The organism is Streptomyces lincolnensis (assembly GCF_001685355.1).
Lineage (GTDB): Bacteria > Actinomycetota > Actinomycetes > Streptomycetales > Streptomycetaceae > Streptomyces > Streptomyces lincolnensis.
The window spans coordinates 3,217,957-3,242,669 of record NZ_CP016438.1; the positions used below are offsets into that span (position 1 = coordinate 3,217,957).

General features: G+C 71.6%; 24 protein-coding genes. 17 read left to right on the plus strand and 7 right to left on the minus strand.

The window, feature by feature from the left end:
* Positions 1–34 precede the first annotated feature (34 nt).
* The 3 genes from SLINC_RS14310 (at position 35) to SLINC_RS14320 (ending at position 2,882) form a co-directional block, all read left to right on the plus strand.
* On the plus strand, positions 35–661 hold the full coding sequence (locus SLINC_RS14310; protein WP_067431889.1) for a TetR family transcriptional regulator: 627 nt from the start codon (positions 35–37) through the stop codon (positions 659–661).
* An 82-nt stretch (positions 662–743) separates the two neighbouring features.
* Entirely contained in the window at positions 744–1,964 is a 1,221-nt protein-coding gene (locus tag SLINC_RS14315; protein WP_067431892.1) for an alpha/beta hydrolase, read from the plus strand.
* A gap of 57 nt (positions 1,965–2,021) precedes the next feature.
* Complete coding sequence (locus tag SLINC_RS14320; protein WP_067431895.1) at positions 2,022–2,882, plus strand: DUF4429 domain-containing protein; 861 nt, start codon at positions 2,022–2,024, stop codon at positions 2,880–2,882.
* 41 nt (positions 2,883–2,923) lie between these two features.
* On the opposite strand, the gene SLINC_RS14325 is transcribed toward SLINC_RS14320, so the two are convergent.
* Both SLINC_RS14325 and SLINC_RS14330 read right to left on the minus strand, forming a co-directional pair.
* Positions 2,924–3,940, minus strand: coding sequence for an aldo/keto reductase (locus SLINC_RS14325; protein ID WP_067431898.1), 1,017 nt, complete (start codon positions 3,938–3,940; stop codon positions 2,924–2,926).
* Entirely contained in the window at positions 3,940–4,401 is a 462-nt protein-coding gene (locus SLINC_RS14330) for a MerR family transcriptional regulator (protein WP_067431901.1), read from the minus strand. The genes SLINC_RS14325 and SLINC_RS14330 overlap by 1 nt, the downstream gene beginning before the upstream one ends.
* Before the next feature lie 97 nt (positions 4,402–4,498).
* On the opposite strand from SLINC_RS14330, the gene SLINC_RS14335 reads away from it, so the two are divergent.
* Both SLINC_RS14335 and SLINC_RS14340 read left to right on the plus strand, forming a co-directional pair.
* Positions 4,499–4,981, plus strand: a complete 483-nt coding sequence (locus SLINC_RS14335; protein WP_067431907.1) for a GNAT family N-acetyltransferase — start codon at positions 4,499–4,501, stop codon at positions 4,979–4,981.
* A 123-nt stretch (positions 4,982–5,104) separates the two neighbouring features.
* Positions 5,105–5,929: a serine hydrolase domain-containing protein gene (locus tag SLINC_RS14340; protein ID WP_067431908.1), complete on the plus strand. Its 825-nt coding sequence runs from the start codon at positions 5,105–5,107 to the stop codon at positions 5,927–5,929.
* 123 nt (positions 5,930–6,052) lie between these two features.
* Here SLINC_RS14340 and SLINC_RS14345 read toward each other — a convergent pair whose 3' ends face one another.
* A complete protein-coding gene (locus SLINC_RS14345) occupies positions 6,053–6,706 on the minus strand; it encodes a pirin family protein (protein ID WP_107406822.1) in 654 nt (217 codons plus the stop codon).
* Positions 6,707–6,801: 95 nt separating this feature from the next.
* On the opposite strand from SLINC_RS14345, the gene SLINC_RS14350 reads away from it, so the two are divergent.
* The 5 genes from SLINC_RS14350 (at position 6,802) to fabF (ending at position 11,754) form a co-directional block, all read left to right on the plus strand.
* Positions 6,802–8,004, plus strand: coding sequence for a PucR family transcriptional regulator (locus SLINC_RS14350; protein WP_067445328.1), 1,203 nt, complete (start codon positions 6,802–6,804; stop codon positions 8,002–8,004).
* A gap of 89 nt (positions 8,005–8,093) precedes the next feature.
* Positions 8,094–9,050, plus strand: coding sequence for an ACP S-malonyltransferase (locus tag SLINC_RS14355; RefSeq protein WP_067431909.1), 957 nt, complete (start codon positions 8,094–8,096; stop codon positions 9,048–9,050).
* 16 nt (positions 9,051–9,066) lie between these two features.
* On the plus strand, positions 9,067–10,068 hold the full coding sequence (locus SLINC_RS14360) for a ketoacyl-ACP synthase III (protein WP_067431910.1): 1,002 nt from the start codon (positions 9,067–9,069) through the stop codon (positions 10,066–10,068).
* Between the two features lie 78 nt (positions 10,069–10,146).
* Positions 10,147–10,395 (plus strand): acyl carrier protein, encoded by a 249-nt coding sequence (locus SLINC_RS14365; protein WP_067431911.1) that lies wholly within the window; start codon positions 10,147–10,149, stop codon positions 10,393–10,395.
* Between the two features lie 75 nt (positions 10,396–10,470).
* Entirely contained in the window at positions 10,471–11,754 is a 1,284-nt protein-coding gene (gene fabF, locus SLINC_RS14370) for a beta-ketoacyl-ACP synthase II (protein WP_067431919.1), read from the plus strand.
* Between the two features lie 128 nt (positions 11,755–11,882).
* Here fabF and SLINC_RS14375 read toward each other — a convergent pair whose 3' ends face one another.
* Positions 11,883–12,377 carry a DUF3145 domain-containing protein gene (locus tag SLINC_RS14375; RefSeq protein WP_067431922.1) on the minus strand — a complete coding sequence of 165 codons (495 nt, stop codon included), beginning with the start codon at positions 12,375–12,377 and terminating at the stop codon, positions 11,883–11,885.
* A 279-nt stretch (positions 12,378–12,656) separates the two neighbouring features.
* On the opposite strand from SLINC_RS14375, the gene SLINC_RS14380 reads away from it, so the two are divergent.
* Together SLINC_RS14380 and SLINC_RS14385 are read left to right on the plus strand one after the other, a co-directional pair.
* Positions 12,657–13,541, plus strand: coding sequence for an SGNH/GDSL hydrolase family protein (locus tag SLINC_RS14380; protein WP_067431925.1), 885 nt, complete (start codon positions 12,657–12,659; stop codon positions 13,539–13,541).
* A gap of 24 nt (positions 13,542–13,565) precedes the next feature.
* Entirely contained in the window at positions 13,566–14,540 is a 975-nt protein-coding gene (locus SLINC_RS14385; protein ID WP_067431928.1) for an aldose epimerase family protein, read from the plus strand.
* Positions 14,541–14,638: 98 nt separating this feature from the next.
* On the opposite strand, the gene SLINC_RS14390 is transcribed toward SLINC_RS14385, so the two are convergent.
* Positions 14,639–17,071 (minus strand): beta-glucosidase, encoded by a 2,433-nt coding sequence (locus SLINC_RS14390; protein WP_067431932.1) that lies wholly within the window; start codon positions 17,069–17,071, stop codon positions 14,639–14,641.
* Between the two features lie 119 nt (positions 17,072–17,190).
* Here SLINC_RS14390 and SLINC_RS14395 point away from each other — a divergent pair, with 119 nt between their 5' ends.
* On the plus strand, positions 17,191–17,766 hold the full coding sequence (locus SLINC_RS14395; protein ID WP_067431935.1) for a TetR/AcrR family transcriptional regulator: 576 nt from the start codon (positions 17,191–17,193) through the stop codon (positions 17,764–17,766).
* On the opposite strand, the gene SLINC_RS14400 is transcribed toward SLINC_RS14395, so the two are convergent.
* Positions 17,744–18,139 (minus strand): RidA family protein, encoded by a 396-nt coding sequence (locus SLINC_RS14400; RefSeq protein WP_067431937.1) that lies wholly within the window; start codon positions 18,137–18,139, stop codon positions 17,744–17,746. The two genes, SLINC_RS14395 and SLINC_RS14400, sit on opposite strands and share 23 nt — an antisense overlap.
* Positions 18,140–18,188: 49 nt before the next feature.
* Between SLINC_RS14400 and SLINC_RS14405 the strand changes: the two genes are divergently transcribed.
* Positions 18,189–19,172, plus strand: coding sequence for a LysR family transcriptional regulator (locus SLINC_RS14405; RefSeq protein ID WP_079164531.1), 984 nt, complete (start codon positions 18,189–18,191; stop codon positions 19,170–19,172).
* 76 nt (positions 19,173–19,248) lie between these two features.
* Entirely contained in the window at positions 19,249–20,484 is a 1,236-nt protein-coding gene (locus SLINC_RS14410) for a pyroglutamyl-peptidase I (protein ID WP_067431940.1), read from the plus strand.
* A gap of 50 nt (positions 20,485–20,534) precedes the next feature.
* Here the strand turns inward: SLINC_RS14410 and SLINC_RS14415 are convergent, their stop codons facing one another.
* The gene (locus SLINC_RS14415) at positions 20,535–21,329 is read right to left on the minus strand and encodes an EI24 domain-containing protein (protein ID WP_067431944.1); all 795 of its coding nucleotides are present in this window, start codon (positions 21,327–21,329) and stop codon (positions 20,535–20,537) included.
* A gap of 116 nt (positions 21,330–21,445) precedes the next feature.
* On the opposite strand from SLINC_RS14415, the gene SLINC_RS47955 reads away from it, so the two are divergent.
* Both SLINC_RS47955 and SLINC_RS14425 read left to right on the plus strand, forming a co-directional pair.
* Entirely contained in the window at positions 21,446–21,688 is a 243-nt protein-coding gene (locus SLINC_RS47955; RefSeq protein ID WP_067431947.1) for a hypothetical protein, read from the plus strand.
* A 441-nt stretch (positions 21,689–22,129) separates the two neighbouring features.
* Positions 22,130–24,706, plus strand: coding sequence for a M14 family zinc carboxypeptidase (locus SLINC_RS14425; protein WP_067431950.1), 2,577 nt, complete (start codon positions 22,130–22,132; stop codon positions 24,704–24,706).
* Positions 24,707–24,713 lie beyond the last annotated feature (7 nt).

The following is a 24,713-nucleotide window of genomic DNA, read 5'->3' on the forward strand; positions in this document are numbered from 1 at the left end:
GACAAACCAATTCATAAGTCAGTAACTGACCTGTATGGAAACACTGCGGGAACGCAAGCGTCAGCGCACCCGGGACGCGCTGGTGCGGGCCGCCCTCGACCTGTTCACCACCCGCGGATACGAGGGGACGACCGTCGACGACATCGCCGAGGCCGTCGACGTCTCGCAGCGCACCTTCTTCCGTTACTTCGCCGGCAAGGAGGAGGCCGCCCTCGCCGTCCACGAGATGACGGTGGAGCACTTCCTCGGCGCCGTGCGCGAGCGCCCGCCGCACGAGCCCCCGATGGAGGCGCTGCGCCAGGCGGTGCTGGAGGGATGGGACACGCTCAACGAGGTCGTCGAGTCCGTCGTACCGGTCGAGCTGTTCCTGCGGATGTTCCGGGTGATCGAGTCGACGCCGGTGCTGCTCGCCGCCCATCTGCGCCGCTCCACGGAGAGCGAGGACACCCTGGCGCGGATCCTCGCCGAGCGCGAGGGACTCGATGTGGACGCCGACCCGCGGCCCCGCGTGGTGGTGGCGGTCTTCGGCGGGGTGATGCGGCTGACGGAACGGCAGTGGTGCGCGGGCGGGGACACCGGCCTCGACACCATGCGGGCACTGACCGTCTCATATCTCGAACAGGTGGGGCCCGCACTCACAGGTGCCTGGCGAACACGCTGAGGTAGACGGCCCATACACCGAAACGTGATACCCGTCACTCGATTAACCCGAGACCCTCCCGTTCTCCTAGTGTGTCCTTTCAGTGACTTCCTTCGACACCTCCCCGCAACTGAACGTCTGGCGCGCACTGCTCGCGCTGGCCGTCGTGTTCGTGATGCTGGCGACCACCGGCTGGACGGCACTGCGCAGCCAGCGGAGCAGCACACCGCTCCAGGCCTCGCTCTCGGCCTGGGACGACGGCAGCATCGCCGGACACCGGCTGCCGGACCCCGACGGGACGACTCCCCACCGTCTCGCCCGCTTCTTCACCACGCTCACCGACCGGCAGCGCGCCACCCTCGCCCGGCGCTATCCGCTGGCCGTCGGCAACATGAACGGCGCCCCCGTCGAGCTGCGTTACCGCGCCAACCGCATCGCGCTCGGCGACGCCCGCAAGGTCGAGCTGAAACGCATGCACGACACCCGGCTCACCGCGGACGGCCAGCGGGAGGCCGGAAAACGGATGCACCGCTACGAGTCCCTGCTGACCGAGGGCCGGCACATCCTCGCCTTCGACCCCGACGGATCCGGCCGGATCGCCGAGGTCTTCGGTGACCTGAACAAGGCGGAACGGGTCTCGGTCGTCGTCCCCGGCGTCGACACCGACCTGCTCACCTTCCAGCGCACCCAGCGCAGATACTCCGCCCCGGTCGGCATGGCCCAGGCCCTCTACCGGGCCGAGCGCGAGGCGAGCCCGTCCACGCGTACGGCCGTGATCGCCTGGGCCGACTACACCGCGCCCAGCGGGCTCGGCCTCGACTCCGCCACCGCGATGCGCGCGGCGGAGGGCGCGATCCGGCTGAACTCACTGGTCAGGGCGCTGCCCGGCAGCTCCCCCGTGTCCTTGTTCTGCCACAGCTACGGCTCCGTGCTGTGCGGTCTGGCCGCGCCCGTCCTGCCCGGCCGGGTGGCCGACATCGCGGTGGCCGGCAGCCCGGGGATGCGGACCGCGAAGGCCTCCCACCTGCACACCTCCGCCAATGTGTGGGCGATGCGGGACACCGACGACTGGATCCAGGACGTGCCCCATCTGGAGCTCGGCGGGCTGGGCCACGGAGCCGACCCGGTGTCCGCCGCGTTCGGCGCGCGCCTGCTCTCGGCACGCGGCGCGGACGGCCACAGCGGCTACTTCGTGCCGGGCACGGAGAGCCTGGCGAACTTCGCCGAGATCGGGATTGGCGCATACCGCTCGGTGCACTGTGCCGGCGATACCGAAGCCTGCCGGGAGGGTTTGCCCGGTACGGCGGCGGTCGGACGCGCGTAGAGACGAAGGAACTGCGGTCTGCGCAGGGAGGGGACGAAGGAGCTCGTGCCGCATACGATGAGCCGCATGGGTGACGTACTGGCCGGATTTCATGCCGCCTGGGAGTTCGAGTCCGACTCCGTGCTCATCCGCTACGAACGGGGGATTCGAACACCCAAGCTGTTTCAGGCGCTGGGAGAGCGACGGATCCCGCTGGACGCGCTCGCCGGGGTGACACTCACCCCCGGCAGACGCGGCACGGTGGTCCTGCGTGCCGAACCACGCCCCGGCGCCGACCCGTTGATGGAGGCGGCCGCGGACCAGCTCAAGGAGAGCTGCGACCCGTACCGGCTGGTGCTGCCTGCCGACAAGGAGACGCTCGCCGAGTACTACGCCGACGAGTTGCGTGCGCGGCTGAAGCAGGACAGCGGTGAGGCCGAGCGTTTCCTGGTGCCGGCGCCGGAAGTCCCGCTCCAGTTCAAGGCCTACGACGGCAAGGCGTCCTTCGACGGCAGGACCGTGCGGTTCCGGTGGTTCTGGACGGGGGCGTCCTCGGCGAAGTGGAAAGCCGGCGACCAGAGTTTCGCGGTCTCGGAGCTGAGCGGGGTGGAGTGGCGCTCGCCCGAGGTCCTGGAGGGGTATCTGCGGCTGCTGCGCGGGGAGAGCGCGCCGGTGCAGGCCGATCAGGATCCGGCGGCCGTGGTGTTCGGGCTCGGATACGGGCCCGTGCACGAGTCGTTGCCGTTCGCCGCGGCGGTACTGGCGGCGGTGCGGGATCGCTCGGCGGTGCCGGCGGTTTCCGCGGCCGCGGCCTCGCCGCGCCGGGATCCCGCCGACATCGCCGAGCGGATTCGCCATCTCGGGGAACTGCATCAGGCCGGGCTGGTCACGGATGAGGAGTTCTCCGTGAAGAAGGCGGAGTTGCTGGCGGAGTTGTAGGGGTTCGCGTTCGGTAGCGAACCGCGAACCCCTGAGCGGGACTACTCCCTGCCTGCCGAAGCGAACCGCATGTCCGCGTAACGGTCGCCCGCCACCTGTGCCGCGATCGGTTCCAGGAGGGCGAGTTCCTCCTTGGTGAGTTCGATCCTCGTCGCCGCGGTGTTCTCCTCCACGCGGCTCGGCTTGCGGGTGCCCGGGATCGGGACCACCGGCAGTTCGTGGACCGTCGTCTGCTGCTGGACCCACGCCAGAGCGATCTGCCCCAGGGACACCCCGTGTGCCTCGGCCACCGTCCGGACGGGCTCCAGGAGGGCCGCGTTGGCCGCCGCGTTGTCGCCGGTGAAGCGGGGCTGATGGCGGCGGAAGTCGTCGGCGGTGAGGTCCTTTTCGGCGTTGGTGAAGGAGCCGGTGAGGAAGCCGCGGCCGAGCGGGGAGTACGGCACGAGGGTCACGCCGAGTTCACGGGCCGCCGGGACGACCTGCGCCTCGATGTCCCGGCTGAACAGCGACCACTCCGACTGCACGGCGGCGATCGGGTGGACCGCCTGGGCCGCGCGCAGTTCGGCGGCCGTGACCTCGCTCAGGCCCAGGTGCTTGACCTTGCCCTCGCGCACGAGGTCGGCCATGGCGCCGACGGACTCCTCGATCGGCACGTTCACATCGCGCCGGTGCATGTAGTAGAGGTCGATGGCGTCGACGTCCAGCCGCTTCAGGCTCGCCTCGACGGCCTGCCGGATGTAGGGCGGGTCGTTGCGGATGACCCGCCGGGTCGGGTCGTCCGCCGGGATCGACAGGGCGAACTTGGTGGCGATCACCAGCTCGTCGCGGTGCGCCTTGAAGAACGGGGACAGGAACTTCTCGTTCTCGCCGGCTCCGTAGGCGTCCGCCGTGTCGTACAGGGTGACGCCCAGCTCCAGCGCCCGCTCCAGGGTGGCCCGCGACTCCTTCGCGTCGCTCGGGCCGTAGGCGAAACTCATTCCCATGCAGCCCAGGCCCTGCACGCCGACCTGGGGGCCGCCGTCGCCGAGTGCTGCCGTGGGGATCGTGCCGTCGGTCATCAGGACCTCTCCGACGCCAGGGCGAGCCCGGCGTCCGCGTAGAAACCGATCTTCCGGTCGAGGAACGTGAGCGTGTCCTGGAGTTCGGCCATCCGGGCCAGGACGTCCTGGCGGGTGGCCTTCAGCAGCTCGAAACGCTCCCCGTAGGTGTGGTCGCCCTCGCGCACCAGGTCCGCGTACCGCACCATGTCCGCCACCGGCATACCGGTCAGCCGCAGCTTGCCGACGAGGTCGAGCCAGTCGAGGTCGCGGTTGCTGTAGCGGCGCTGGCCGGTGTGCGAGCGGTCGATGTGCGGCATCAGGCCGATGCGCTCGTACCAGCGAAGGGTGTGCGCGGTCAGCCCGGTGATCGCGACGACCTCACTGATCGTGTAGCTGTCCTGGCCTTCCGGACGCCTGCCGGTCTGCGGCGGAGTGCCGCAGCTGTCGGCACTGGTACCCGTGGTCTCCATCACCGTCATGCCCTCAACGCTATGGCCTTGGAGTGCACTCCAAGCAAGCGGAACCGGTAAGAAATCGGCGGGACGTGGCACGGGTGGGCTGGTTAGCGTGCCACGTATGAGTCTTGTACGTCGTGCCGGGGCCGAGGACGCGGGGGAAGTACTGCGTCTGCGCCAGGTGATGATCGATTCCGTGTTCGCCGGCCGGGACGCCGCGGCGGCGTCCACCGAGTGGCACTCCACCTCGCTGCCGACCCTGCGGAGCCGGCTGGCCGAGCCCGACGGGGAGTTCGTGGCCTTCGTCGTGGAGCATCCCGACCGGCCGGGGGCGCTGGCCGCGCTGGCGGCCGGGACGGTGGAGTACCGGATCGGACGGGCCGGCAATCCGCACGGCCGGGTCGGTCATGTCTTCAGCGTCGCCACCGACCCGGACGCCCGGCGCCGCGGGTACGCCCGCGCGTGCACGGAGGAACTCCTCCAGTGGTTCCGCGAGCGGGGCGTCCCCCAGGTCGACCTCAACGCCTCCGCCGACGCCGAGCCGCTGTATGCGTCCCTCGGCTTCACCCGCAAGCCCGACCCCTCGATGCGGCTGACGTTCTGAGGCGCGAGGGCCTGTCCGGCGGATCAGGCCGCGTGCGAGGAAGGGCGTCGGCAACCGGGGATGCGCGTGCCGGACCCCGACCTCCGCGACATGATCCGCCGCACAGGCTCTAGGCTCGTCCGCATGTCCTTGCAGAGCCTCGCGTTGATCGAAAACTGGCCGGTTCCCGCTGCCGCGGCGGCCGTCGTCCGGGCGGACGGGACGGTGGCGGGGGTCCACGGGCCGGTGGGCCGGCGTTTCGCGCTGGCCTCCGTCACCAAGCCGCTCGCGGCCTACGCCGTCCTCGTCGCGTACGAGGAGGGGGCGGTCGAGCTGGACGAGCCGGCCGGGCCGGCGGGGGCGACGGTGCGGCATCTGCTCGCGCACACCTCCGGGCTGGCCTTCGACGAGCACAAGGTGACGGCGGCGCCCGGGGAGCGGCGGCTGTACTCCAACGCCGGGTTCGAGCAGCTCGGGGACCACATCGCGAAGGCGACGGACATTCCGTTCGGCGAGTATCTGCGGCAGGCGGTGCTGGAGCCGCTGGGGATGACCGCCACCACCCTCGACGGCTCCCCCGCGAAGGACGGCGTCTCGACCGTCGAGGACCTCGTACGGTTCGCGGCCGAGGTGCAGGCGCCGCGGCTGCTCGATCCGCGCACGGTCGCCGAGGCGATGACCGTCCAGTACCCGGGCACCAAGGGCGTCCTGCCGGGGTACGGCCACCAGAACCCCAACGACTGGGGTCTCGGCTTCGAGATCCGCGACTCCAAGTCCCCCCACTGGACGGGCTCCTCGTCCTCACCGCGCACCTTCGGCCACTTCGGCCAGTCCGGCACGTTCCTGTGGATCGACCCGGACGCGCGCGCGGCCTGCGTCGCCCTCACCGACCGCGCGTTCGGCCCCTGGGCGATCGAGGCGTGGCCGGCGTTCACGGACGCGGTGCTGTCCGAGGTGGGGCGGGGCTGAGGTCGGGGCTTCTTTCGCCCCCGCCGCCCCTACCCGTCCCATCCCTGGGGGCTGCGCCCCCAGACCCCCGCTGTCGGCCCTGAAGGGGCCTCGTCCTCAAACGCCGGACGGGCTGAAAATGCGTCAGCCTTGCAGCTCCCAGATCAGTAGCTCCGCCTGTGTCGTCGCCTCCGCCTCCAGGTCCTTCGCGTCTGTGATGCGGGCCGCGTCTCCGGGGCCCAAGTCCGCTTCGGCCAGGCGCACTTCACCGTGTACGACGTGGACGTAGAGGTACCGCCCGTCCGGTACCGCCGTGCGCTCCCCCGCCGCCAGGCGGCGTACGTGGAGCATCGCGCCCGCCTCTGGGACGGCGTACGGCGTGGAGTCCGCGATGCCGGGGACGATCTCGTACGCGGGGGTGCCGCCGGGCCTCAGCGGTGCCAGCCAGGTCTGGACGAAGGTCAGGGGGGCGTCCGTGTCGTTGCGTTCCACGTGGCGGACGCCCGCCGCGGAACTCAGGCGCTGCACATCACCGGGGCGCACCCGGCTCTCGTGGCCGGTGGAGTCGCGGTGGGTCAGCTCGCCCCGCACCACCCAGGTCACGATCTCGGTGTGGCTGTGGGGGTGTTCGTCGAAGCCGGCGCCGGGGGCGAGGCGTTCCTCGTTGCAGGCGATCAGGGCGCCGAAGCGGAGGTTGTCGGGGTCGTAGTGCGGGCCGAAGGAGAAGGCGTGCCACGACTCGATTCCGGCCTGGGCCTCGCCGCCCCGGTAGCGCTCCGCGGCGCGCCGTACATCCATCACGGCCCCCACGGTACTGCCGCGAGCCACCGGGAACACCGGCATAAAGCGCCCCGAAGGCGACCGAGCCATCCAGATAGTGCAGGCTTGTGCCCGTGCCCGAATCCGAAACCCGCCCCGGTGGCGTGCCCACGCCCGACCATCCGCACACCGCGACGCTGAGGCGCCTGGAGAAGTCGTCCGGCTCCCTCGCCGCACAGGCGATCACGCGCATGGACGAGACGTTGCCGTGGTACCGGGCCATGCCGCCGGAGAACCGGTCGTGGATCGGGCTGGTGGCGCAGGCCGGTATCGCGGCGTTCACGGAGTGGTTCAGGCACCCCGACGCCCCCCAGGCCATCTCCACCGATGTGTTCGGTACCGCGCCGCGTGAGCTGACGCGGGCCATCACGCTGCGGCAGACCGTCGAGATGGTGCGCACCACTATCGAGGTGATGGAGAGCGCGATCGACGAGGTCGCGGCCCCCGGCGACGAGGGCATCCTGCGCGAGGCGCTGCTGGTGTACGCCCGTGAGATCGCCTTCGCCACCGCCCAGGTGTACGCGCAGGCCGCCGAGGCACGCGGCGCCTGGGACGCCCGGCTGGAGTCGCTCGTCGTCAACGCCGTACTCAGCGGGGAGGCCGACGAGGGCGCCGTGAGCAGGGCGTCGGCCCTCGGGTGGAACGCCCCCGAGCATGTGTGCGTGGTGCTGGGGACCGCCCCCGACGGCGACTCGGAACTGACCGTGGAGGCGATCCGGCGGGCCGCCCGGCATGCCAAGCTCCAGGTCCTCACCGGGGTGCTCGGGGCGCGGCTGGTCGTCATCGCGGGCGGCAGCGACAGTCCGCTGGCCGTGGCCAAGTCGCTGATCGGGCCTTTTGCCGCCGGTCCGGTGGTCGCGGGGCCCGTCGTACCCGATCTGCTGGCCGCGACCCGGTCCGCGCAGGCCGCCGCCGCGGGGCTCAAGGCGTGTTCCGCCTGGCAGGACGCCCCGCGACCGGTTCTGGCGGACGATCTGCTTCCGGAACGCGCGATCGCCGGTGACCCGAGCGCTCGCGAGCAGTTGGTGGAGGAGATCTACAGACCGTTGGAGGAGGCCGGGTCCGCGCTCCTGGAGACGCTCGCGGTCTATCTCGAACAGGCGAGCAGTCTCGAAGGCGCCGCGCGTATGCTCTTCGTCCATCCCAACACCGTGCGCTACCGGCTCCGACGTGTGACTGACGTCACCGGCTGGTCGCCGTCGGATGTACGTTCGGCGTTCACGCTGCGGATCGCGCTCATCCTGGGACGTCTGGTCGACGGGGATCTTCAGCCCTAGTCTTTTGTCGGGGCCCTACAAAACCCCCTCGTGTTCTTCGTCCCTGTCCCCACGGGCGGCCGTGGCCGTCCCCAAGAGAGAGTGTGAGAGTGCTCGTACTCGTCGCTCCCGGCCAGGGCGCCCAGACGCCCGGCTTCCTGACTCCCTGGCTCGACCTCCCCGGTGTCCGCGGTGCCCTTGAGGCATGGTCCGACGCCGTGCGGCTGGACCTCGTGCGCTACGGCACCGAGGGCGACGCGGAGGAGATCCGCGACACCGCGGTGGCCCAGCCGCTGCTGGTGGCGGCCGGGCTGGCCTCCGCGTACACACTGTTCGACGACCCGGCGGACCTACCCCGCAAGGTCGGCGCCATCGCCGGACACAGCGTCGGCGAGCTGACCGCCGCCGCGCTCGCCGGGGTGCTCCCCGACGAGGAGACCCTGCGGCTGGTCCGTGCCCGTGGTCTGGCGATGGCCGAGGCCGCCGCGATCACCGCCACCGGCATGTCCGCGCTGCTCGGCGGCGACCCCGAGGTGAGCGTCGCGCACCTGGAGAAGCTCGGCCTGACCCCGGCGAACGTCAACGGCGCCGGACAGATCGTGGCCGCCGGCACGCTGGAGCAGCTCGCCGTACTGAACGAGGACAAACCCGAGGGCGTCCGCAAGGTGATCCCGCTGAAGGTCGCCGGCGCCTTCCACACGCACCACATGGCTCCCGCGGTCGACGCGCTGGCGCAGGCCGCCGAGGCCCTCACGCCCGCCGACCCGAAGCTCCCCTACGTCTCCAACAAGGACGGGCGGACCGTCGGCACCGGCGCGGAGGTTCTCTCGCGTCTGGTCGGCCAGGTCGCCAACCCGGTCCGCTGGGACCTGTGCATGGAGACGTTCAAGGAGCTCGGCGTCACCGCGATCATCGAGGTCGCCCCCGGCGGCACGCTGGTCGGCCTCGCCAAGCGCGCCCTGCCCGGCGTGCGGACGCTGGCACTGAAGACCCCCGACGACCTCGACGCGGCTCGCGAGCTCATCGCCGAGACGACCACATCTGCCGCTGACGCGGCCGGTGCCTGAGAAGGAGCCCCGAGCAATGTCGAAGATCAGGCCCAGCAAGGGCGCCCCGTACGCGCGGATCCTCGGGGTGGGCGGCTACCGCCCGACCCGGGTCGTGCCGAACGAGGTGATCCTCGAGACGATCGACTCCTCCGACGAGTGGATCCGTTCCCGCTCCGGCATCGAGACCCGGCACTGGGCGAACGACGAGGAGACCGTCGCCGCCATGTCGATCGAGGCGTCCGGCAAGGCGATCGCCGACGCCGGGATCTCCGCCGAGCAGATCGGCGGTGTGATCGTCTCGACCGTCTCGCACTTCAAGCAGACCCCGGCCGTCGCCACCGAGATCGCCGACAAGCTCGGCACGAACAAGGCCGCCGCCTTCGACATCTCGGCCGGCTGCGCGGGCTTCGGCTACGGCCTCACCCTCGCCAAGGGCATGATCGTCGAGGGTTCCGCCGAGTACGTCCTCGTCATCGGCGTGGAGCGGCTCTCCGACCTGACGGACCTGGAGGACCGGGCCACGGCCTTCCTGTTCGGCGACGGCGCCGGCGCGGTCGTCGTGGGCCCGTCCGAGGAGCCGGCGATCGGCCCCACGGTCTGGGGCTCGGAGGGCGACAAGTCCGAGACGATCAAGCAGACCGTGCCGTGGACGGACTACCGTTCCGGCGAGGTCGCCAAGTTCCCCGCCATCACGCAGGAGGGCCAGGCGGTGTTCCGCTGGGCCGTTTTCGAGATGGCGAAGGTCGCCAAGGAGGCGCTGGACGCCGCCGGCATCAGCGCCGACGACCTGGACGTCTTCATTCCCCACCAGGCCAACGAGCGGATCATCGACTCGATGGTGAAGACACTCAAGCTGCCGGAGTCCGTCACGGTCGCGCGTGACGTACGCACCACCGGCAACACCTCGGCCGCCTCGATCCCGCTCGCGATGGAGCGGCTCCTGGCGACCGGCGAGGCGAAGAGCGGCGACACCGCGCTCGTCATCGGCTTCGGGGCGGGTCTCGTCTACGCCGCGACTGTCGTTACCCTCCCCTAGGCACTCCGTGCCGGACCACCCGGTCCGGTGCGGGTTCCCTTGCCACACCCTCTGGATACATAAGAAGGAGCGCCTCACATGGCCGCCACTCAGGAAGAGATCGTCGCCGGTCTCGCCGACATCGTGAACGAGATCGCCGGCATCCCGGTCGAGGACGTCCAGCTGGACAAGTCCTTCACCGACGACCTGGACGTCGACTCGCTGTCCATGGTCGAGGTCGTCGTCGCCGCCGAGGAGCGCTTCGACGTCAAGATCCCCGACGAGGACGTCAAGAACCTCAAGACCGTCGGCGACGCGACCAGCTACATCCTCACGCACCAGGCCTGATCCTCAGGTCTCGTGCCTGCCCCGCCACCCGGCGGTGGCGCCGCTGAATCCCGATCCGTTGGAGAAAGAATTCCCGTGAGCTCGACCAATCGCACCGTGGTCGTCACCGGTATCGGCGCAACCACACCGCTGGGTGGCGACGCAGCCTCCACCTGGGAGGGCCTGGTCGCCGGCAAGTCCGGAGTCAAGCCCCTCGAACAGGAGTGGGCCGCCGAGCAGGCGGTCCGTATCGCCGCGCAGATCGCGGTGGAACCCACCGAGGTCATCCCGCGGCCGCAGGCCCGACGGCTGGACCGCTCGGCGCAGTTCGCGCTGATCGCGGCCCAGGAGGCCTGGAAGGACGCCGGCTTCACCGGCAAGGCCGGGGAGGACGACTCCGACGGCGTCGTCGACCCCGACCGGCTCGGTGCGGTCATCGCCTCCGGCATCGGTGGCGTGACGACCCTCCTCGACCAGTACGACGTGCTGAAGGAGAAGGGCGTCCGCCGCGTCTCCCCGCACACCGTGCCCATGCTGATGCCGAACAGCCCCTCCGCCAACGTGGGCCTGCTCGTGGGTGCCCGGGCGGGCGTGCACACGCCGGTCTCCGCCTGCGCGTCGGGCGCCGAGGCCATCGGCTACGCCATCGAGATGATCCGTACGGGCCGCGCCGACGTCGTCGTCGCCGGTGGTACGGAGGCGGCGATCCACGCGCTGCCCATCGCCGCGTTCGGCAACATGATGGCGATGTCCAAGAACAACGACGACCCCGAGGGCGCCTCGCGTCCCTACGACAGCGCGCGTGACGGCTTCGTCATGGGCGAGGGTGCCGGTGTGATCGTCCTGGAGTCCGCCGAGCACGCCGCGAAGCGCGGGGCGCGGGTGTACGCCGAGGCGGTCGGGCAGGGCATCTCCGCCGACAGCCACGACATCGTGCAGCCGGAGCCGGAGGGGCGGGGCATCTCGCACGCCCTCCAGAACCTGCTGGACCGCACCGACCTGGACCCGGCGGAGATCGTGCACGTCAACGCGCACGCGACGTCGACGCCGGCCGGTGACATCGCCGAGCTGAAGGCGCTGCGCAAGGTGTTCGGCGACGACGCCGACCACATGGCGGTCTCGGCGACCAAGTCGATGACGGGGCATCTGCTGGGTGGTGCGGGTGGTGTCGAGTCGGTCGCGACCGTGCTCGCCCTCTACCACCGGGTGGCTCCGCCGACCATCAACGTCGAGAACATCGACCCCGAGGCCGAGGCCAACGCGGATGTGGTGCGCGGTGAGGCCCGGAAGCTGCCCGTCGAAGGGCGGATCGCCGCGCTGAACGACTCGTTCGGCTTCGGTGGGCACAATGTGGTTCTGGCGTTCCGTACGGTGTCGTAGGCGCCGTTAGTTGGAAGTGGCCCGGTCTCCTTGGGGAGGTCGGGCCATTCGCCGTTGTGGGTTCTGTTGTTTGCCGACTGCCGGCCGGTGGGGGCTTGTCGCGCAGTTCCCCGCGCCCCTAGGTGGGTTCACACCACCTGGTGCAACCAGCGGACCGGGGCTCCTTCTCCCGCGTATCTGAAGGGCTCCAGTTCGTCGTCCCAGGGCTTGCCCAGGAGCTTGGAGAGTTCGGCCTCCAGGTCGCTCTCGCCGCGCTGGGAACGGGTCAGGGCCGCCCTGAGCCGGTCCTCGGGGATGAGGATGTCGCCGTGGATGCCGGTGACGGCGTGGAAGATGCCCAGGTCGGGGGTGCAGCTGTAGCGCTCGCCCTCGGCGGTGGGGCAGGGCTCGGCGGTGACCTCGAAGCGCAGGAGCTGCCAGCCGCGCAGGGCGGAGGCGAGTTTGGAGGCGGTGCCGGGCTGGGCCTGCCAGGAGAACTCCGAACGCCAGGTGCCGGGGGCCGCGGGCTGCCGGATCCAGTCGAGGCCGACGCGCGTGCCGAGCACCCCGGCGACGGCCCACTCGACGTGCGGGCACAGCGCGCGCGGCGCGGAGTGCACGTACAGAACTCCACGTGTCGTCACCGGGACCTCCGGGCAGAGCGGGACAGTTTTGCAGGCTGGCGTGGCGGGTGGTGGCAGGCAGCCACGTTGAGGGCGAGGCTACCGTGCGGCGGCGCAAGGAGTGTGACGTACCGTCGGTCCCGGTGCCCCGAAACGCCCGCCATTCACCCGGCAGGACGCTGGTACGGGGGTGATCCGTTCCCACGGGAGCGATCAGGAACTCACGGGCTCCGCTCTTCGGGAACTCCCGAGCGTTGTGTAGGGGGAGGGGGAATCGTCGACCGAGGGGACCATCACCGGATGCGCAAGACAGGCCATCGCTCGCGGGCCGCCGTCGCCGTCGTGACGGCGGCCGTCCTGGGCCTCGCCGGCTGTGACGCGGTCGGCGGCGACTCGTCGGCCCCCGAGGAGTCCCGTGCGGCCAAGCCGTCCCCGACGCCGGTGTGGGACAGCAGCCCCGCCTCGATGGCCGCGGTCGGCGACTCCATCACGACGGGCTTCGACGCCTGCTCGGTGCTCGCGGACTGCCCCGAGGTGTCCTGGGCGACCGGCGACAGCGACCGGGTCGACAGTCTCGCCGTACGCCTGCTGGGGAGGGCGAAGGCGGCCACCCGGAGCTGGAACCACGCGGCGAGCGGGGCGCGGATGGCGGATCTGCCCGGGCAGATGACCCGGGCGGCCGCGCACACTCCCGCGCTGGTCACGGTGATGGTGGGGGCGAACGACGCCTGCCGTGACTCCACGGCCGCGATGACGTCGGTGGCCGACTTCCGGGCCGACTTCCAGGACGCGTTGGGCGCGCTGCGCCAGAAGGCGCCCAGGGCGCAGGTGTACGTGGCGAGCGTGCCGAACCTCAAGCGGCTGTGGTCCCAGGGGCGGACCAACGAGCTGGGCAAGCAGGTGTGGAAGCTCGGTATATGCCCGTCGATGCTGGCCGACGCGGACGCTCTGGACGCGGCGGCGACCGAGCGGCGGGACACCGTGCAGGAGCGGGTGGAGGCCTACAACGACGTACTGAAGCAGGTGTGCGCGAAGGACGAGCGGTGCCGGTTCGACGGGGGCGCGGTGTACGACTACCGGTTCGGCACCGACCAGCTGAGCCACTGGGACTGGTTCCATCCGAGCGTGAACGGACAGGCGCGGCTGGCGGAGATCGCCTACCGCAAGGTCACCTCCGTGGCCTGAGAGCCGTGACCTAAAGTTCCGCACATGAACGAACTCTTCGCCACACTTTCCGACGGCACCCCGGTCCACCGCTGGACCCTGGAGCGGGCGGGGGTCCGGGTACGGATCCTGTCGTACGGCGGGATCGTGCAGTCGGCGGAGGTCCCGGACCGGGACGGGCACGCGGGGAACGTGGTGCTGGGGTTCCCGGACGTGGACGGGTATGTGAAGCACCCGGGGCCATACCTCGGCGCGTTGATCGGGCGGTACGCGAACCGGATCGCGGGCGGCCGCTTCGAGCTGGACCGGCGGACGTACGCGCTGGCGCCCAACAACGCGCCCAACTCCCTGCACGGCGGGGAGCACGGCTTCGACAAGCGGGTGTGGGACATGGAGCCGGCCGGTGCGCACGGGGTACGGCTCGGCCGGGTCGGTCCGCACGGCGAGGAGGGCTTCCCGGGGCGGCTGGAGGTCGCGGTGACGTACACGCTGGAGGAGTCCGGCGCGCTGCGGATCGCGTACGAGGCGGTCACGGACGCGCCGACCGTGGTGAACCTGACCAACCACAGCTACTTCAACCTGGGCGGCTCCGGGAACGCGGGCGGGCACGAACTGCGGATCGCCGCCTCGCGGTTCACCCCGGTCGACGCGGACCTGATCCCGACCGGGGCGCTGGAGGAGGTCGCCGGCTCGCGCTTCGACTTCCGTAAGGCGCGCGAGGTCGGTTCCGGCTACGACCACAACTTCGTGCTGGACAAGGGCGTGACCGGGGCTCCGGTCGAGGTCGCCGAGTTGTACGACCCGGCGTCCGGCAGGGTGCTGACGGTGGCGACCACCGAGCCGGGGCTCCAGCTGTACACCGCGGACCATCTGGACGAGCCCTTCGCGCCCGGCGACGGCATCGCCCTGGAGACGCAGCACTTCCCGGACTCCCCGAACCGGCCGGAGTTCCCGAGCACGGTGCTGCGGCCGGGCGAGGTGTACCGGTCGGAGACGGTGTACGGGTTCGGCGCGCGGTAGAGACCGCCGTACCCGCCCCACCCCTGGTACGTATTGAGCCCCGGCCCAGGGGTCAGGTCCCGGGCCGGGGCTGCTTGTGGGGGAGCTGTGCTCCCGGCTCAGACGTTAGTCGTCGCGGTGAGACGGCGGTCGTCGATGGACCGTCCGGCCTGGATCTCGTACGAACCCTTCACAAACGACCAGGACGACGTCCGCTCGTCCCAGAACTCGAAGGCGCGGCGCGGTAGTTCCACGGTGGCCTCGACGCTCTCGCCGGGCTCCGCCGCCACGCTCGCGAAGCCGGCCAGCCGGCGGGCCGGGCGCTCGTCGCCGGGTTCGGTGGGGGCCAGATAGACCTGCACCACCTCGCGGCCGGCGCGGGTGCCGGAGTTGCGGACGCGGACGGTGACGGCCCTGCCGCGGACCTCGACCGACTCGTAGGTCCAGTCGGTGTAGCCGAGGCCGTGGCCGAACGGGTAGGCGGGTGTCCGGCCCGCCTTCTGCCAGGCGCTGTAGCCGATGAACACGCCCTCGGAGTAGGGCAGTTCGCCGCCCTCCGGGACGACCCGGGTGACGGGGGCGTCGGCCAGGGTGCCCCAGGTGGTGGGGAGGCGGCCGCCGGGCTCCTGGACTCCGGTGAGGACATCGGCGAGGGCGGTGCCGCCCTCCTGGCCGGGGAACCAGTCGAGCAGGATCGCGGCGACCTCGTCACGCCACGGAAGCTCCACCGGGGAGCCGGAGTTGACCACCACGACCGTGTTCGGGTTGGCGGCGGCGACCGCGCGGACCAGGTCGTCCTGGTGGCCGGGGAGCGTGAGGTCGGTGCGGTCGAAGCCCTCCGACTCGACGCGTTCGGTGGTGGCGACCACGACGACGGCGGTGTCGGCGTCGCGGGCCGCCGCGACCGCCTCGGCGATCAGGTCGGCGGGGTCGCGCCGCGGGTCCTGGTGGGCGAGGGCGAAGATGACCGCCTTCATCGGGACGTCGTCGGGGATGTCGACGACATGGGTGAGGGAGACCTCGACCGGTTCCCCGGCGGTGAGGGGGATCTCGGCGTGCGGCACGGGGGCGCCGAAGAAGGTGATGAAGGGGTCGTCCTTGCCGGGGACCTGGGTGTCGTCGTAGTACGTCGTGCCGTCGACGGTGAGCCGGAAGGCGCCGATGCCCTGGATGCCGATGGTGTGCGTGCCGCTCTCGCGCGGGGTGAAGGTGCCGGTCAGCTCGACGGTGTGCAGGCGGTCGTAGGTGACGCCCTCGGGCAGGGCCGGGCCCATCCACTTGATCTGGCCGCCCGGGGCGGAGTCGGAGCCGAGGACGGTCCCGTCGGCGTCCCGGCAGACCGCGCGCAGGGCGAACCCGGGGTCGAAGACGGCGAGTTCGGTGTTCGGGTCGGCGCCGACGGCGTAGGTCAGGGCGCCCTCGGGGAGTGCGGCGGTGAGTCCGTCGAGCGGGGAGACGACCCGGGCGGGGAAGACGGTGGCGGAGCCGCCGCCGAGGACGCGGGCGTCGCGGGCGGCGGCGCCGATGAGGGCGACCTTGCCCGGCTTCAGCGGCAGCGCGCCCCGGTTGCGGACCAGGACGAAGGAGCGGTGGGCGATCTCGCGGGCCAGCGCGGTGCCGTCGACGGTCTCCGGCAGCCGCGTGACGACGGGCTCGGCGCCTTCCAGGATGCCGACACGGGCGGCGAGCCGCAGGACGTTGCGTACGGCGTCGTCGACCTTGGCCTCGGCGACCTTGCCGTCCCGTACGGCCTGGGCGAGGGCCTCGCCGTACACGGTCCGCGGGCCGGGCATCGCGACGTCGAGGCCGCCCTCGATGGCGTCGACCGTGGAGCGGGCGGCGAGCCAGTCGGAGACGTTGAAGCCGTCGAAGCCCCATTCGCCGCGCAGGACCTCGTTCACCAGGTACCCGTGCTCGGTCATCGTCGTGCCGTTGACCGTGTTGTAGGCGGTCATGATGCCCCAGGGGTGGGCGTTCTCGACGATCAGCTCGAAGGGGGCCAGGTAGAGCTCGCGCAGGGTGCGTTCGGAGAGCAGGTTGTTCACGGTGAAGCGGTCGGTCTCGGCGTCGTTGGCGACGAAGTGCTTGACGGTGGTGCCGACGCCGCCGGACTGGACGCCGGTGACGTAGGCGGCGCCGATCCGGCCGGTGAGGTACGGGTCCTCGCTGTAGGCCTCGAAGTGGCGGCCGCCGAGCGGGGAGCGGTGCAGGTTGACCGTGGGCGCAAGGAGCACGTGGACGCCCTTGCGGCGGGCCTCCTGGGCGAGCAGCACGCCTGCCCTGCGGGCGAGTTCGGGGTCCCAGGTGGCGGCGAGGGCGGTGGGCGAGGGCAGCGCGACGGACGGGTCGTCGGCGGTCCAGCGCACGCCCCGGACGCCGATCGGGCCGTCGGACATGACGAGGGACTTCAGGCCGATCTCGGGGAGGGCGGGCAGGGTCCACATGTCCTGGCCGGAGAGCAGGGCGGCCTTGGCGTCGAGGTCGAGCCCGGCGAGGGCGCGCCCGACGGCCGCCTCACGGGATTCGTCGGCCTGGGTGCGGGTTCCCGCCATCGCGGTGCCTCCTCGTTGAGTCCTGTCCCGGTGCGGCTCCTGGGTGTGCCTCCATCCTGCATCCGTTACCTGTAGGGCGGTAGGTTTCGTCACCTTGACGTTACATTTGCTCTACGGTCATGTCGTACCGTGACGGCATGAGCGCGAGGGTCAGGAGCGAGGAACGCCGTGCGGAGATCGTCCGGGCGGCCCTGGAGGTGATCGCCGAGCGCGGCTACCGGGGCGCCAGCATGGCCGCGATCGCCGAGCGCGTCGGGCTCACCCAGCAGGGGCTGCTGCACCACTTCCCGACCAAGGACACGCTGCTGGTCGCCGTCCTGGAGGAGCGGGACAAGTGGGACGCGGTCCCGGCGGGCACCTGGCGGCTCGACCTGCTCGCCTCGCTCGTCGAGTACAACGCGATGCGGCCCGGGATCGTCCAGACCTTCTCGGCGCTGCTCGGCGAGAGCGTGACCGAAGGACATCCCGCCCGGGAGTACTTCACCGAACGGTACGGGCGGGTGCGGGAGTCGATGGCCCAGGTGCTGCGCACCGAGTACGGCGACCGCCTGCCGAACGGCCTCACGCCCGAGCGCGTCGCCCCGCTGCTGATCGCGGTGATGGACGGCTTGCAGTACCAGTGGCTGCTGGATCCCGAGTCGGTCGACATGGCGGGCGCCTTCCGGGACTTCGTCACGCTCCTGGGCGAGGACTGACCGCGGCCACGATCTCGACCTCCACCCGCGCCTGCGGACGGAACAGCCGGGACACCTCGAAGGTCATGCTCGTCGGCGGGGTGCCGACGAGGAACTCCCGGCGTACGGCGGCGTATTCGGCGAGTCCGTCGATGTCGGTCAGATACGTACGGATGTTGATGACGTCGGCCATCGTCGCGCCGTGCGCCTTCAGCAGGGCGACCAGCGTCTCGAAGACCCCGCGGGTCTGCTCGGCGAGCGTGGCACCCTCGGCGATCTGGCCGGAGACGAACAACAGGGCGCTGCCGTCGGCGTGTTCGACGCGGGCGACCTGGGAGTAGTAGGGGCTCAGGGGCTGGGGTGCGGGGGCGGGGCTGTCCAGGGTGATCTGCATGCCGTCGACGCTAGGACAGCCCGGGTGATGCGACCAGCGAATGTCTAGCATGGCTGCCATGCCCGACTCGCATGACAGCCGCCAGGAGATCCCCGATCTGTCCACGGTGTGGCTCAGGGTGTTCCTGGAGGTCGCCCGGACCGGCTCGTTCACCGGCGCCGCACGGGCGTTGGGGTGGACGCAGTCGGCGGTGTCCCGGCAGATCTCCTCCCTGGAGGGGGCGCTCGGCGGGGCGCCGCTGTTCGACCGGCTGCCGAGAGGGGTGCGGCCGACCGGGGCCGGCCGGACGCTCGTGCCGTACGCCGAATCGGTCGTCGAGGCCCTGCACGGGGCCGGCCGCGAGCTGGCGGCGCTGCGGGACGTGACCGGCGGGCACTTGCGGTTCGGGGCGTTCGCCACGGCCGACGCGGCGCTGGTGCCGGACGCGCTCGGCGTGTTCCGGACCCGCCATCCGGGGGTCCGGGTCTCCCGGGAGGAGGGCTTCACCCCGGTGCTCCTGGACCGGCTGACCGCCGGGCACCTGGATCTGGCGGTCGTCTCCACGACGGCCGGTGCCGCGCTGGAGCCGTACGCACTCCACCATCTCCTCGACGAGTCGCTGTACGTCGCCGTCCCCGCCGGACATCCGCTCGCCGAGGGTCACGGGCCGGTGCCGCTCGGGCGGTTCGCCGACGCCGACTGGATCTCCGGCAGCGCGCGGCCCGAGGGCACGCTGCTGGACGCGGCCGTGCGCCAGGGGTTCAGGCCGCGGGTCGCGCATGTCGTCGGCGAGTGGACCGCCAAGCAGGGGTATGTCGCCGCGGGCCTCGGTGTGGCGCTGGTCCCGGGGCTCGCCGCGGCCTCCGTGCGGCCGGACATCGTGCTGCTTCCGGTGGCCGACGAGGGCGCCCCGGCGCGGGCGGTGTACGCGGCGACCGTGCGGGGGCGGGCGCCGGTGCCGGCGGTGGGGGCGTTCGTGGGGGCGCTGCGGGAGGCGGCGGGGCGGCTGTCCGCCGCGGTGCGGCCGTCTCCGACGGGGCGGGGCATGGCGTAGACCAGTCGCGGTGGGCGATACTGCCGCCGATCGGCGATCACCCTCTCCCTCATGCCTTTAGAAGGGTCGAACTGCCTTGACTTCCCTACGTGTTCGGGCCGGTGTCCTCGGACTGGCCCTGCTGGCGGGGCTCTCCGCCCCCACCGCGTCCGCGTCCGCTCCCGCGTCGACCGCACCCTCGCCCACCGTCGAGGAGCAGCGGCTCGACAGAGCCGTGCCGCGGGAGATTCTCGGACGGTCCGGGTTCGACGCCCTGACGGCCGAGTTCACGCGGGCCCTGGATTCGGCGCGCGGCTATGCGGAGGCCCGGCGGATCGTCGTACGCGAAGGGTCCGCGCTGTGGCGGCGGGCCGTGGACCGGGCGCAGGGGCGGGGGCCCGTGGGCGGGGATCTCAGTCGGGACGACGACCGGCCGCTGTACTGGGCGCGGTTGGGGATGACTCGGGACGTCCGGACCTGGGAGCCGTCGTTCGGGCTGTCGGCCGGACAACGGGCCTCTCTGATCGACGAGTTGGAGCGGACCTCTCGCGGACAGACCGCTGTGCGGTATCCGCGGGACAAAGGCGTGAAGCGGATCCTGGTCACCGGGTTCGATCCGTTCACCCTCGACCGCGACATACGGATCTCCAATCCCTCCGGGGCGAGTGCGCTCGCGCTCGACGGGCGGGTGATCCGGACGGCTCAGGGGCCGGCCCGGGTCGAGACCGTCGTCTTTCCCGTGCGCTGGCGGGACTTCACGGACGGGACGGTCGAGCGGACGTTGCGGCCGTATCTGAAGCAGGTGGATCTGCTCACCACCGTGAGTCAGGGGCGGGTCGGGAGGTTCGACGTGGAGCGGACCAACGGGGCCTGGCGGGGTGGGTTCGGGGACAACGAGAACGTCGGGGTGACCGGTCTCGTGCCGGTCGCCGATCCGGCCTCCCAGCCACAGTGGACCACCACCACGCTGCCCTACCGGGAGATCGTGGCCGCCGACACCGGGCGGTTTCCCGTGTACGACAACACCGCGGTGACCGAGATTCCGGCGGGCGGGACGGAGCCGGTGGTGCGGCCGGAGGGGCCCACGCCCGGGTCTGCCGCTCGGCAGGGGGGCGGCGGGGACTATCTCTCCAACGAGATCGCCTACCGGGGGACCCTGCTGCGGGACCGGCTGGGGCTGCGTGACGTGCTGCCGGCCGGGCATGTGCACACGCCTGTGCTGGAGTTCGGTGGCGGCAACACCTCGGAGATCACCGATCCGGAGTTCGTGCGGAACCGGTTGGACATCATCGCGCAGGTGACGGGGATTCTGGGGGTGGCCGCGGCGGGTTAGGTGGGGTGGGCACCCAGGGGGCTCCGCCCCCTGGACCCCCGTATCGGCCCTTAAAGGGCCTCGTCCTCAAGCGCCGGACGGGCTGAAGGCGTCCCCTCCGTCTCCTCTCCCAGCAGGTCTCGTGCCATCAGCGTCGCGCCCGCCACCGCGCCCGGCATGAGGAAGACCGCTACGAAGGGGATGAGGAAGGCCGCGGCGAGGGGGGCGCCGAAGCCCCAGACGAGGGTTTTGCGGGAGCGGAGGAGGGTGAGGCGGCGGCGGAGTTCGATGCGGCGGCGCTGGAGGGCCACGCCGGTGAGTTCCTCGGTGAGGAAGAAGCCGGTGACGAGGAGGCCGACGACGGGGACGGCGGTCTGGCCGAGGACGGGGATGAAGCCGAGGGCGAAGAGGAGGACGCCCCACAGGACCGCGCGGACGAGGACGCGGAGGCTGTCACGGGCCGAGATCCACAGTTCTCGCCAGAGGGGAAGGCCGGATTCCGGGGCCGTGCCGTCCGGGGAGACGTCCCGGTCGACCTTCTCGGAGAGGTTCTCGTAGAAGGGCTGGCCGACCAGCAGGGTCACCGCGGTGAAGGTCAGGACCGCCAGGAACAGGGCCAGGGCGAAGAGGACGGCCGTGAGGAAGCCACGGAACAGGCCCTGCCACGGGCTCGACCAGTCGTCGGCGAAGGGGGTGGCCCAGGCGATCGCGTCCTCGCCCCAGAGGGCCAGCGCCACCAGGGCCGCCGCGTAGAGGACGAGGGTGATCAGGCCCGGGAGCAGACCGAAGCCGTACTGCTTGCCGTGCCCCGCCACCCATCGTTGGCCCTTGAGGAGATAGTGGAAACCCGCCCCGAGATCGCGCATGGACAAACCCTATCGGGCGCCCTCCACGCTCCTCCCGGCGAACTCCCCTCACGCCGGAGCGACCGCCACCACCACCCCCGGCTCCGCCGTCGGAGACACCACCACCGACACGCGAGGTGAGGGCGAGGAGCACGCCCGCGGCGACGCCCGCCGTCGCGGGCAGCAGCGGCGAGGACGCCTCGACCAGCTCGCCGAGGGCGGCCGCGAACTCCTCCACGGCGGGTTCCACGGCGTCCAGGACCGGCATCAGGCTGTCGCCCAGCGCCGTCAGCAGCGCCTGGGCGGGCTCGCTCACCGGGTGGACGGCCAGCGGGGCGCCGGACGCGCCGAGGCGCATCAGGGTGTCGACGATCCGGTAGAAGGCCTCCTGGGCCTCGGGCGAGGCGCTGGCCTCGGCCAGTTCGGCGGTCGTCTCGCGCAGGACGCGCAGCACCTCGCCGCCCGAACCGTCCCTCGGGTCGAAGGTGTTGAGGGCGATCCTGGTGATGTTCCCGGCCGTGTCCAGGAGTTGGCCGGTGATGTCGGTGGTGTTGCGGGCCATGCGCAGTACGTCGTCCCTGCTGGGGAGCGAAGGGATCGTTGCCATGGGCTCTCCTCGCCTCGCACGCCGATGCTCGGCCGCGCACTCCGATGCTCATAGGATGCCCGCTCCCGGTCGTCCGGGACCGGACATTTCAGGGTGACCGGGTGTCCGGGATGAGCCGTCCGGGGCATCCGCGCCGCCAACTCCCTCTTGTTGCGATTGAGTCGAACAGGTACACCTCGCCGTACCGATCTCAGGAAGCCCTCAGGAGGTACGCGTGCGCACCACGAGAACCGTTCCTGCGAGACCTGTTCTGATCACGGCCCTCGCGCTCACCGCGGCGGGCTCGCTCCTGCTCACCCCGCACACCGCCGGCGCGGCACCGGAACCCCCGGTGACCCGGGAGGGCCCCGCCCCCGACGAGCGCGCCGCCCGCTCCCCCGAGAGCACCGCCGACCGGGCCCTCACCACCCCGGAACGGCCGGCGACGTCCGACCCCGGGCGCGGCTATCCGCGGGAGCAGGTCCTGGCCCCGGACCCGGTGAACCCGGCCGACAAGTCGATCAGGCTCGGCCTCACGCCGTACCACGCGATCGCGCCGAAGCTGAACGCCCTCCAGCGGCTCGGCGACCGGGTGAGCGTCGAGGTCGCGGGCCGCTCGGCCGGCGGGCACCGGCTCTACCTCGTCACCGTGACCGCGCCGGAGAGCGCCCGGCAGGCCCGCGCCCAGGAGCGGATGCGGCAGCTGATCGAGAACGCGCCCGCCTCGGCCGCCAAGAGCCGTGAGATCAGGGCGGGTTACAAGGCTCCCGTCTTCTTCAACAACAACATCCACGGCAACGAGTGGGAGGGCACCGACGCCTCCCTGAAGCTCATCGAGCGGCTCGCGACCGCCAACGACGCCAGGACCAGGGACCTGCTCGCGCACTCCCGGCTCTACTTCAACATCACCGCGAACCCGGACGGCCGGATCGCCGGCACCCGGGCGAACGCGGGCGGCTTCGACATGAACCGGGACTTCGTGACCGCCTCGCAGCCCGAGGTGCGGGTGATGCGGCAGATCGAGATCGACAAGCAGCCGGCCGTCATGCTCGACCTGCACGGCTACGTCAACGGCACCCTCATCGAGCCGACCACTCCCCCGCACGGCGAGAACTACGAGTACGACCTCTTCCTGAAGAACAGCTACGCCAACGCGCTCGGCATGGAGGCCGCCGTCAACGGCCTCGGCTACACATCCGCGAGGGACGGTGTGGAGCCCGCGCAGATCCCGTTCCGGGACCTGGAGGAGGGCTGGGACGACTGGCCGCCGATCTTCACCCCGCAGTACGCGGCCTTCCACGGCACGGTCGCCGCGCACACGATCGAGATCCCGCTCCAGGTGAACAACGAGGCCTACGACAGCCTGCCGGTGGCGGAGCTGCGGCGGCGGTCGGCGATCAACGTGGACGTCGCCGGGGCCGCTCTCCGCGCCACTCTCGACTTCGTACAGCGGCAGCGGACCTCGCTCGTCGCCGACCAGATCGAGGTCTTCCGGCGCGGGGCCGCCGGCGCGGCGCAGGTCCCGGTGTCCGAGGAGACCGTTCCCGGGGTGCCGGGCATCGGCCCGGAGGACGTGTACACCACGAACTTCCCGCGCGCATACGTGATTCCGGCCGACGGCACGGGTGCCCAGCGCTCGGCCACCGCCGCGGCCCGGCTCGTCGACCACCTGATCGCCAACGACGTACGCGTGGCCCGCGCGACCCACGACTTCCGCCTCGGCGGACAGCGGTACGCCAGGGGCTCGTACGTGGTCGACATGCACCAGCCCAAGCGGGGGCTGGCGAACGTGCTGCTGGCCGACGGGCGGGACATCAGCGACAAGGTCTCGGTGATGTACGACATCTCGGGCTGGAGCCTGGGCCGGCTGTGGAGCGCCACGGTCCGCCCGGTGCCGTCGGGCGGTCTGGCGGGCGTGGCGCTGCGGACCGTCGGGGAGGCCGCGCACGTCGGTCGTGTCGCCCCGCGCGGCGACCTGCGGCTGCGGCTCGACGACCCGCGCGAGGTGGCGGCTCTCAACTCCCTTCTCCAGAAGGGTGTTCCGGTACGCCGGGCCGCGGACGGCAGTGCGATCGTGCCGGCGTCGGCGCGTGCGAAGGCAGCGGCGGCGGCCCGGACGTACGACGTCGTCTTCGACGCGACCCGTCTGACCGGCAGCACCGAGTTGCGCCGGCTCCGGGTGGCGGCGGCCGTGACGCCGGGTGAGCTGTTCGCGCTGCGGGAGATGAACTTCGAGGTCACGCCGGTCTCGACGGGCGTGCTGAACGCGGGCTTCGACTGGTCGACGGCGGATGTGCTGTTCGTGTCGGCGGGCCTGGACCACGCGGCCCTGAACCCCGCGGCCCGCGCGGCGCTGGACGCGTTCCTGTCCTCCGGCCACGGTCTCGTCGGACGCGGCGCCACCGGGGCGGCCCTCAACGCGGCGGCGGGGCCGCTCGCGGCCAAGGCGGTCGAGGGCAACCCGGACGCCAACGGCGTGGTGCGGATGGTGAACGCGGGCGGCCCGGTGACGGCCGGGGCGCCGGACCACGGGTTCGTCTACGCGCCGATGTGGTTCACCGACCTCGGGCCGGGCGTCCGGGTGGACCGGTCGTACGCGGGCGGCAACCCGCTCGTGTCCGGGCACTGGCGGGCGCTGGAGGACGGCTCGGGCGGTCCCGCGGACGCGGCCGGCCGGCCCGCGGTGGTCAGCGGCCCGGGAGCGGTCCTGTTCGGCACCGAACCTCTCTTCCGGGACCATCCCAAGGGAGAGTTCGCTCAGGTCGCACGGGCGTTGTTCACAGTGGCACCCGCGGACACGCGGTACAGGTGAGGAGAAC

What these genes read in the sequence shown, in the direction of transcription:
- SLINC_RS14325 (WP_067431898.1), bottom strand. Translation starts at nt 3,940, where the DNA reads ATGACCGACGGCACGATCCCCACGGCAGCACTCGGCGACGGCGGCCCC.
- SLINC_RS14390 (WP_067431932.1), bottom strand. Translation starts at nt 17,071, where the DNA reads ATGGCGGGAACCCGCACCCAGGCCGACGAATCCCGTGAGGCGGCCGTC.
- SLINC_RS14345 (WP_107406822.1), bottom strand. Translation starts at nt 6,706, where the DNA reads ATGGATGTACGGCGCGCCGCGGAGCGCTACCGGGGCGGCGAGGCCCAG.
- SLINC_RS14405 (WP_079164531.1), top strand. Translation starts at nt 18,189, where the DNA reads ATGGCTGCCATGCCCGACTCGCATGACAGCCGCCAGGAGATCCCCGAT.
- SLINC_RS14330 (WP_067431901.1), bottom strand. Translation starts at nt 4,401, where the DNA reads ATGACGGTGATGGAGACCACGGGTACCAGTGCCGACAGCTGCGGCACT.
- SLINC_RS14340 (WP_067431908.1), top strand. Translation starts at nt 5,105, where the DNA reads ATGTCCTTGCAGAGCCTCGCGTTGATCGAAAACTGGCCGGTTCCCGCT.
- SLINC_RS14395 (WP_067431935.1), top strand. Translation starts at nt 17,191, where the DNA reads ATGTCGTACCGTGACGGCATGAGCGCGAGGGTCAGGAGCGAGGAACGC.
- SLINC_RS14385 (WP_067431928.1), top strand. Translation starts at nt 13,566, where the DNA reads ATGAACGAACTCTTCGCCACACTTTCCGACGGCACCCCGGTCCACCGC.
- SLINC_RS14400 (WP_067431937.1), bottom strand. Translation starts at nt 18,139, where the DNA reads ATGCAGATCACCCTGGACAGCCCCGCCCCCGCACCCCAGCCCCTGAGC.
- SLINC_RS14365 (WP_067431911.1), top strand. Translation starts at nt 10,147, where the DNA reads ATGGCCGCCACTCAGGAAGAGATCGTCGCCGGTCTCGCCGACATCGTG.
- SLINC_RS14335 (WP_067431907.1), top strand. Translation starts at nt 4,499, where the DNA reads ATGAGTCTTGTACGTCGTGCCGGGGCCGAGGACGCGGGGGAAGTACTG.
- SLINC_RS14310 (WP_067431889.1), top strand. Translation starts at nt 35, where the DNA reads ATGGAAACACTGCGGGAACGCAAGCGTCAGCGCACCCGGGACGCGCTG.
- SLINC_RS14320 (WP_067431895.1), top strand. Translation starts at nt 2,022, where the DNA reads ATGAGCCGCATGGGTGACGTACTGGCCGGATTTCATGCCGCCTGGGAG.
- SLINC_RS14380 (WP_067431925.1), top strand. Translation starts at nt 12,657, where the DNA reads ATGCGCAAGACAGGCCATCGCTCGCGGGCCGCCGTCGCCGTCGTGACG.
- SLINC_RS14415 (WP_067431944.1), bottom strand. Translation starts at nt 21,329, where the DNA reads ATGCGCGATCTCGGGGCGGGTTTCCACTATCTCCTCAAGGGCCAACGA.
- SLINC_RS14360 (WP_067431910.1), top strand. Translation starts at nt 9,067, where the DNA reads ATGTCGAAGATCAGGCCCAGCAAGGGCGCCCCGTACGCGCGGATCCTC.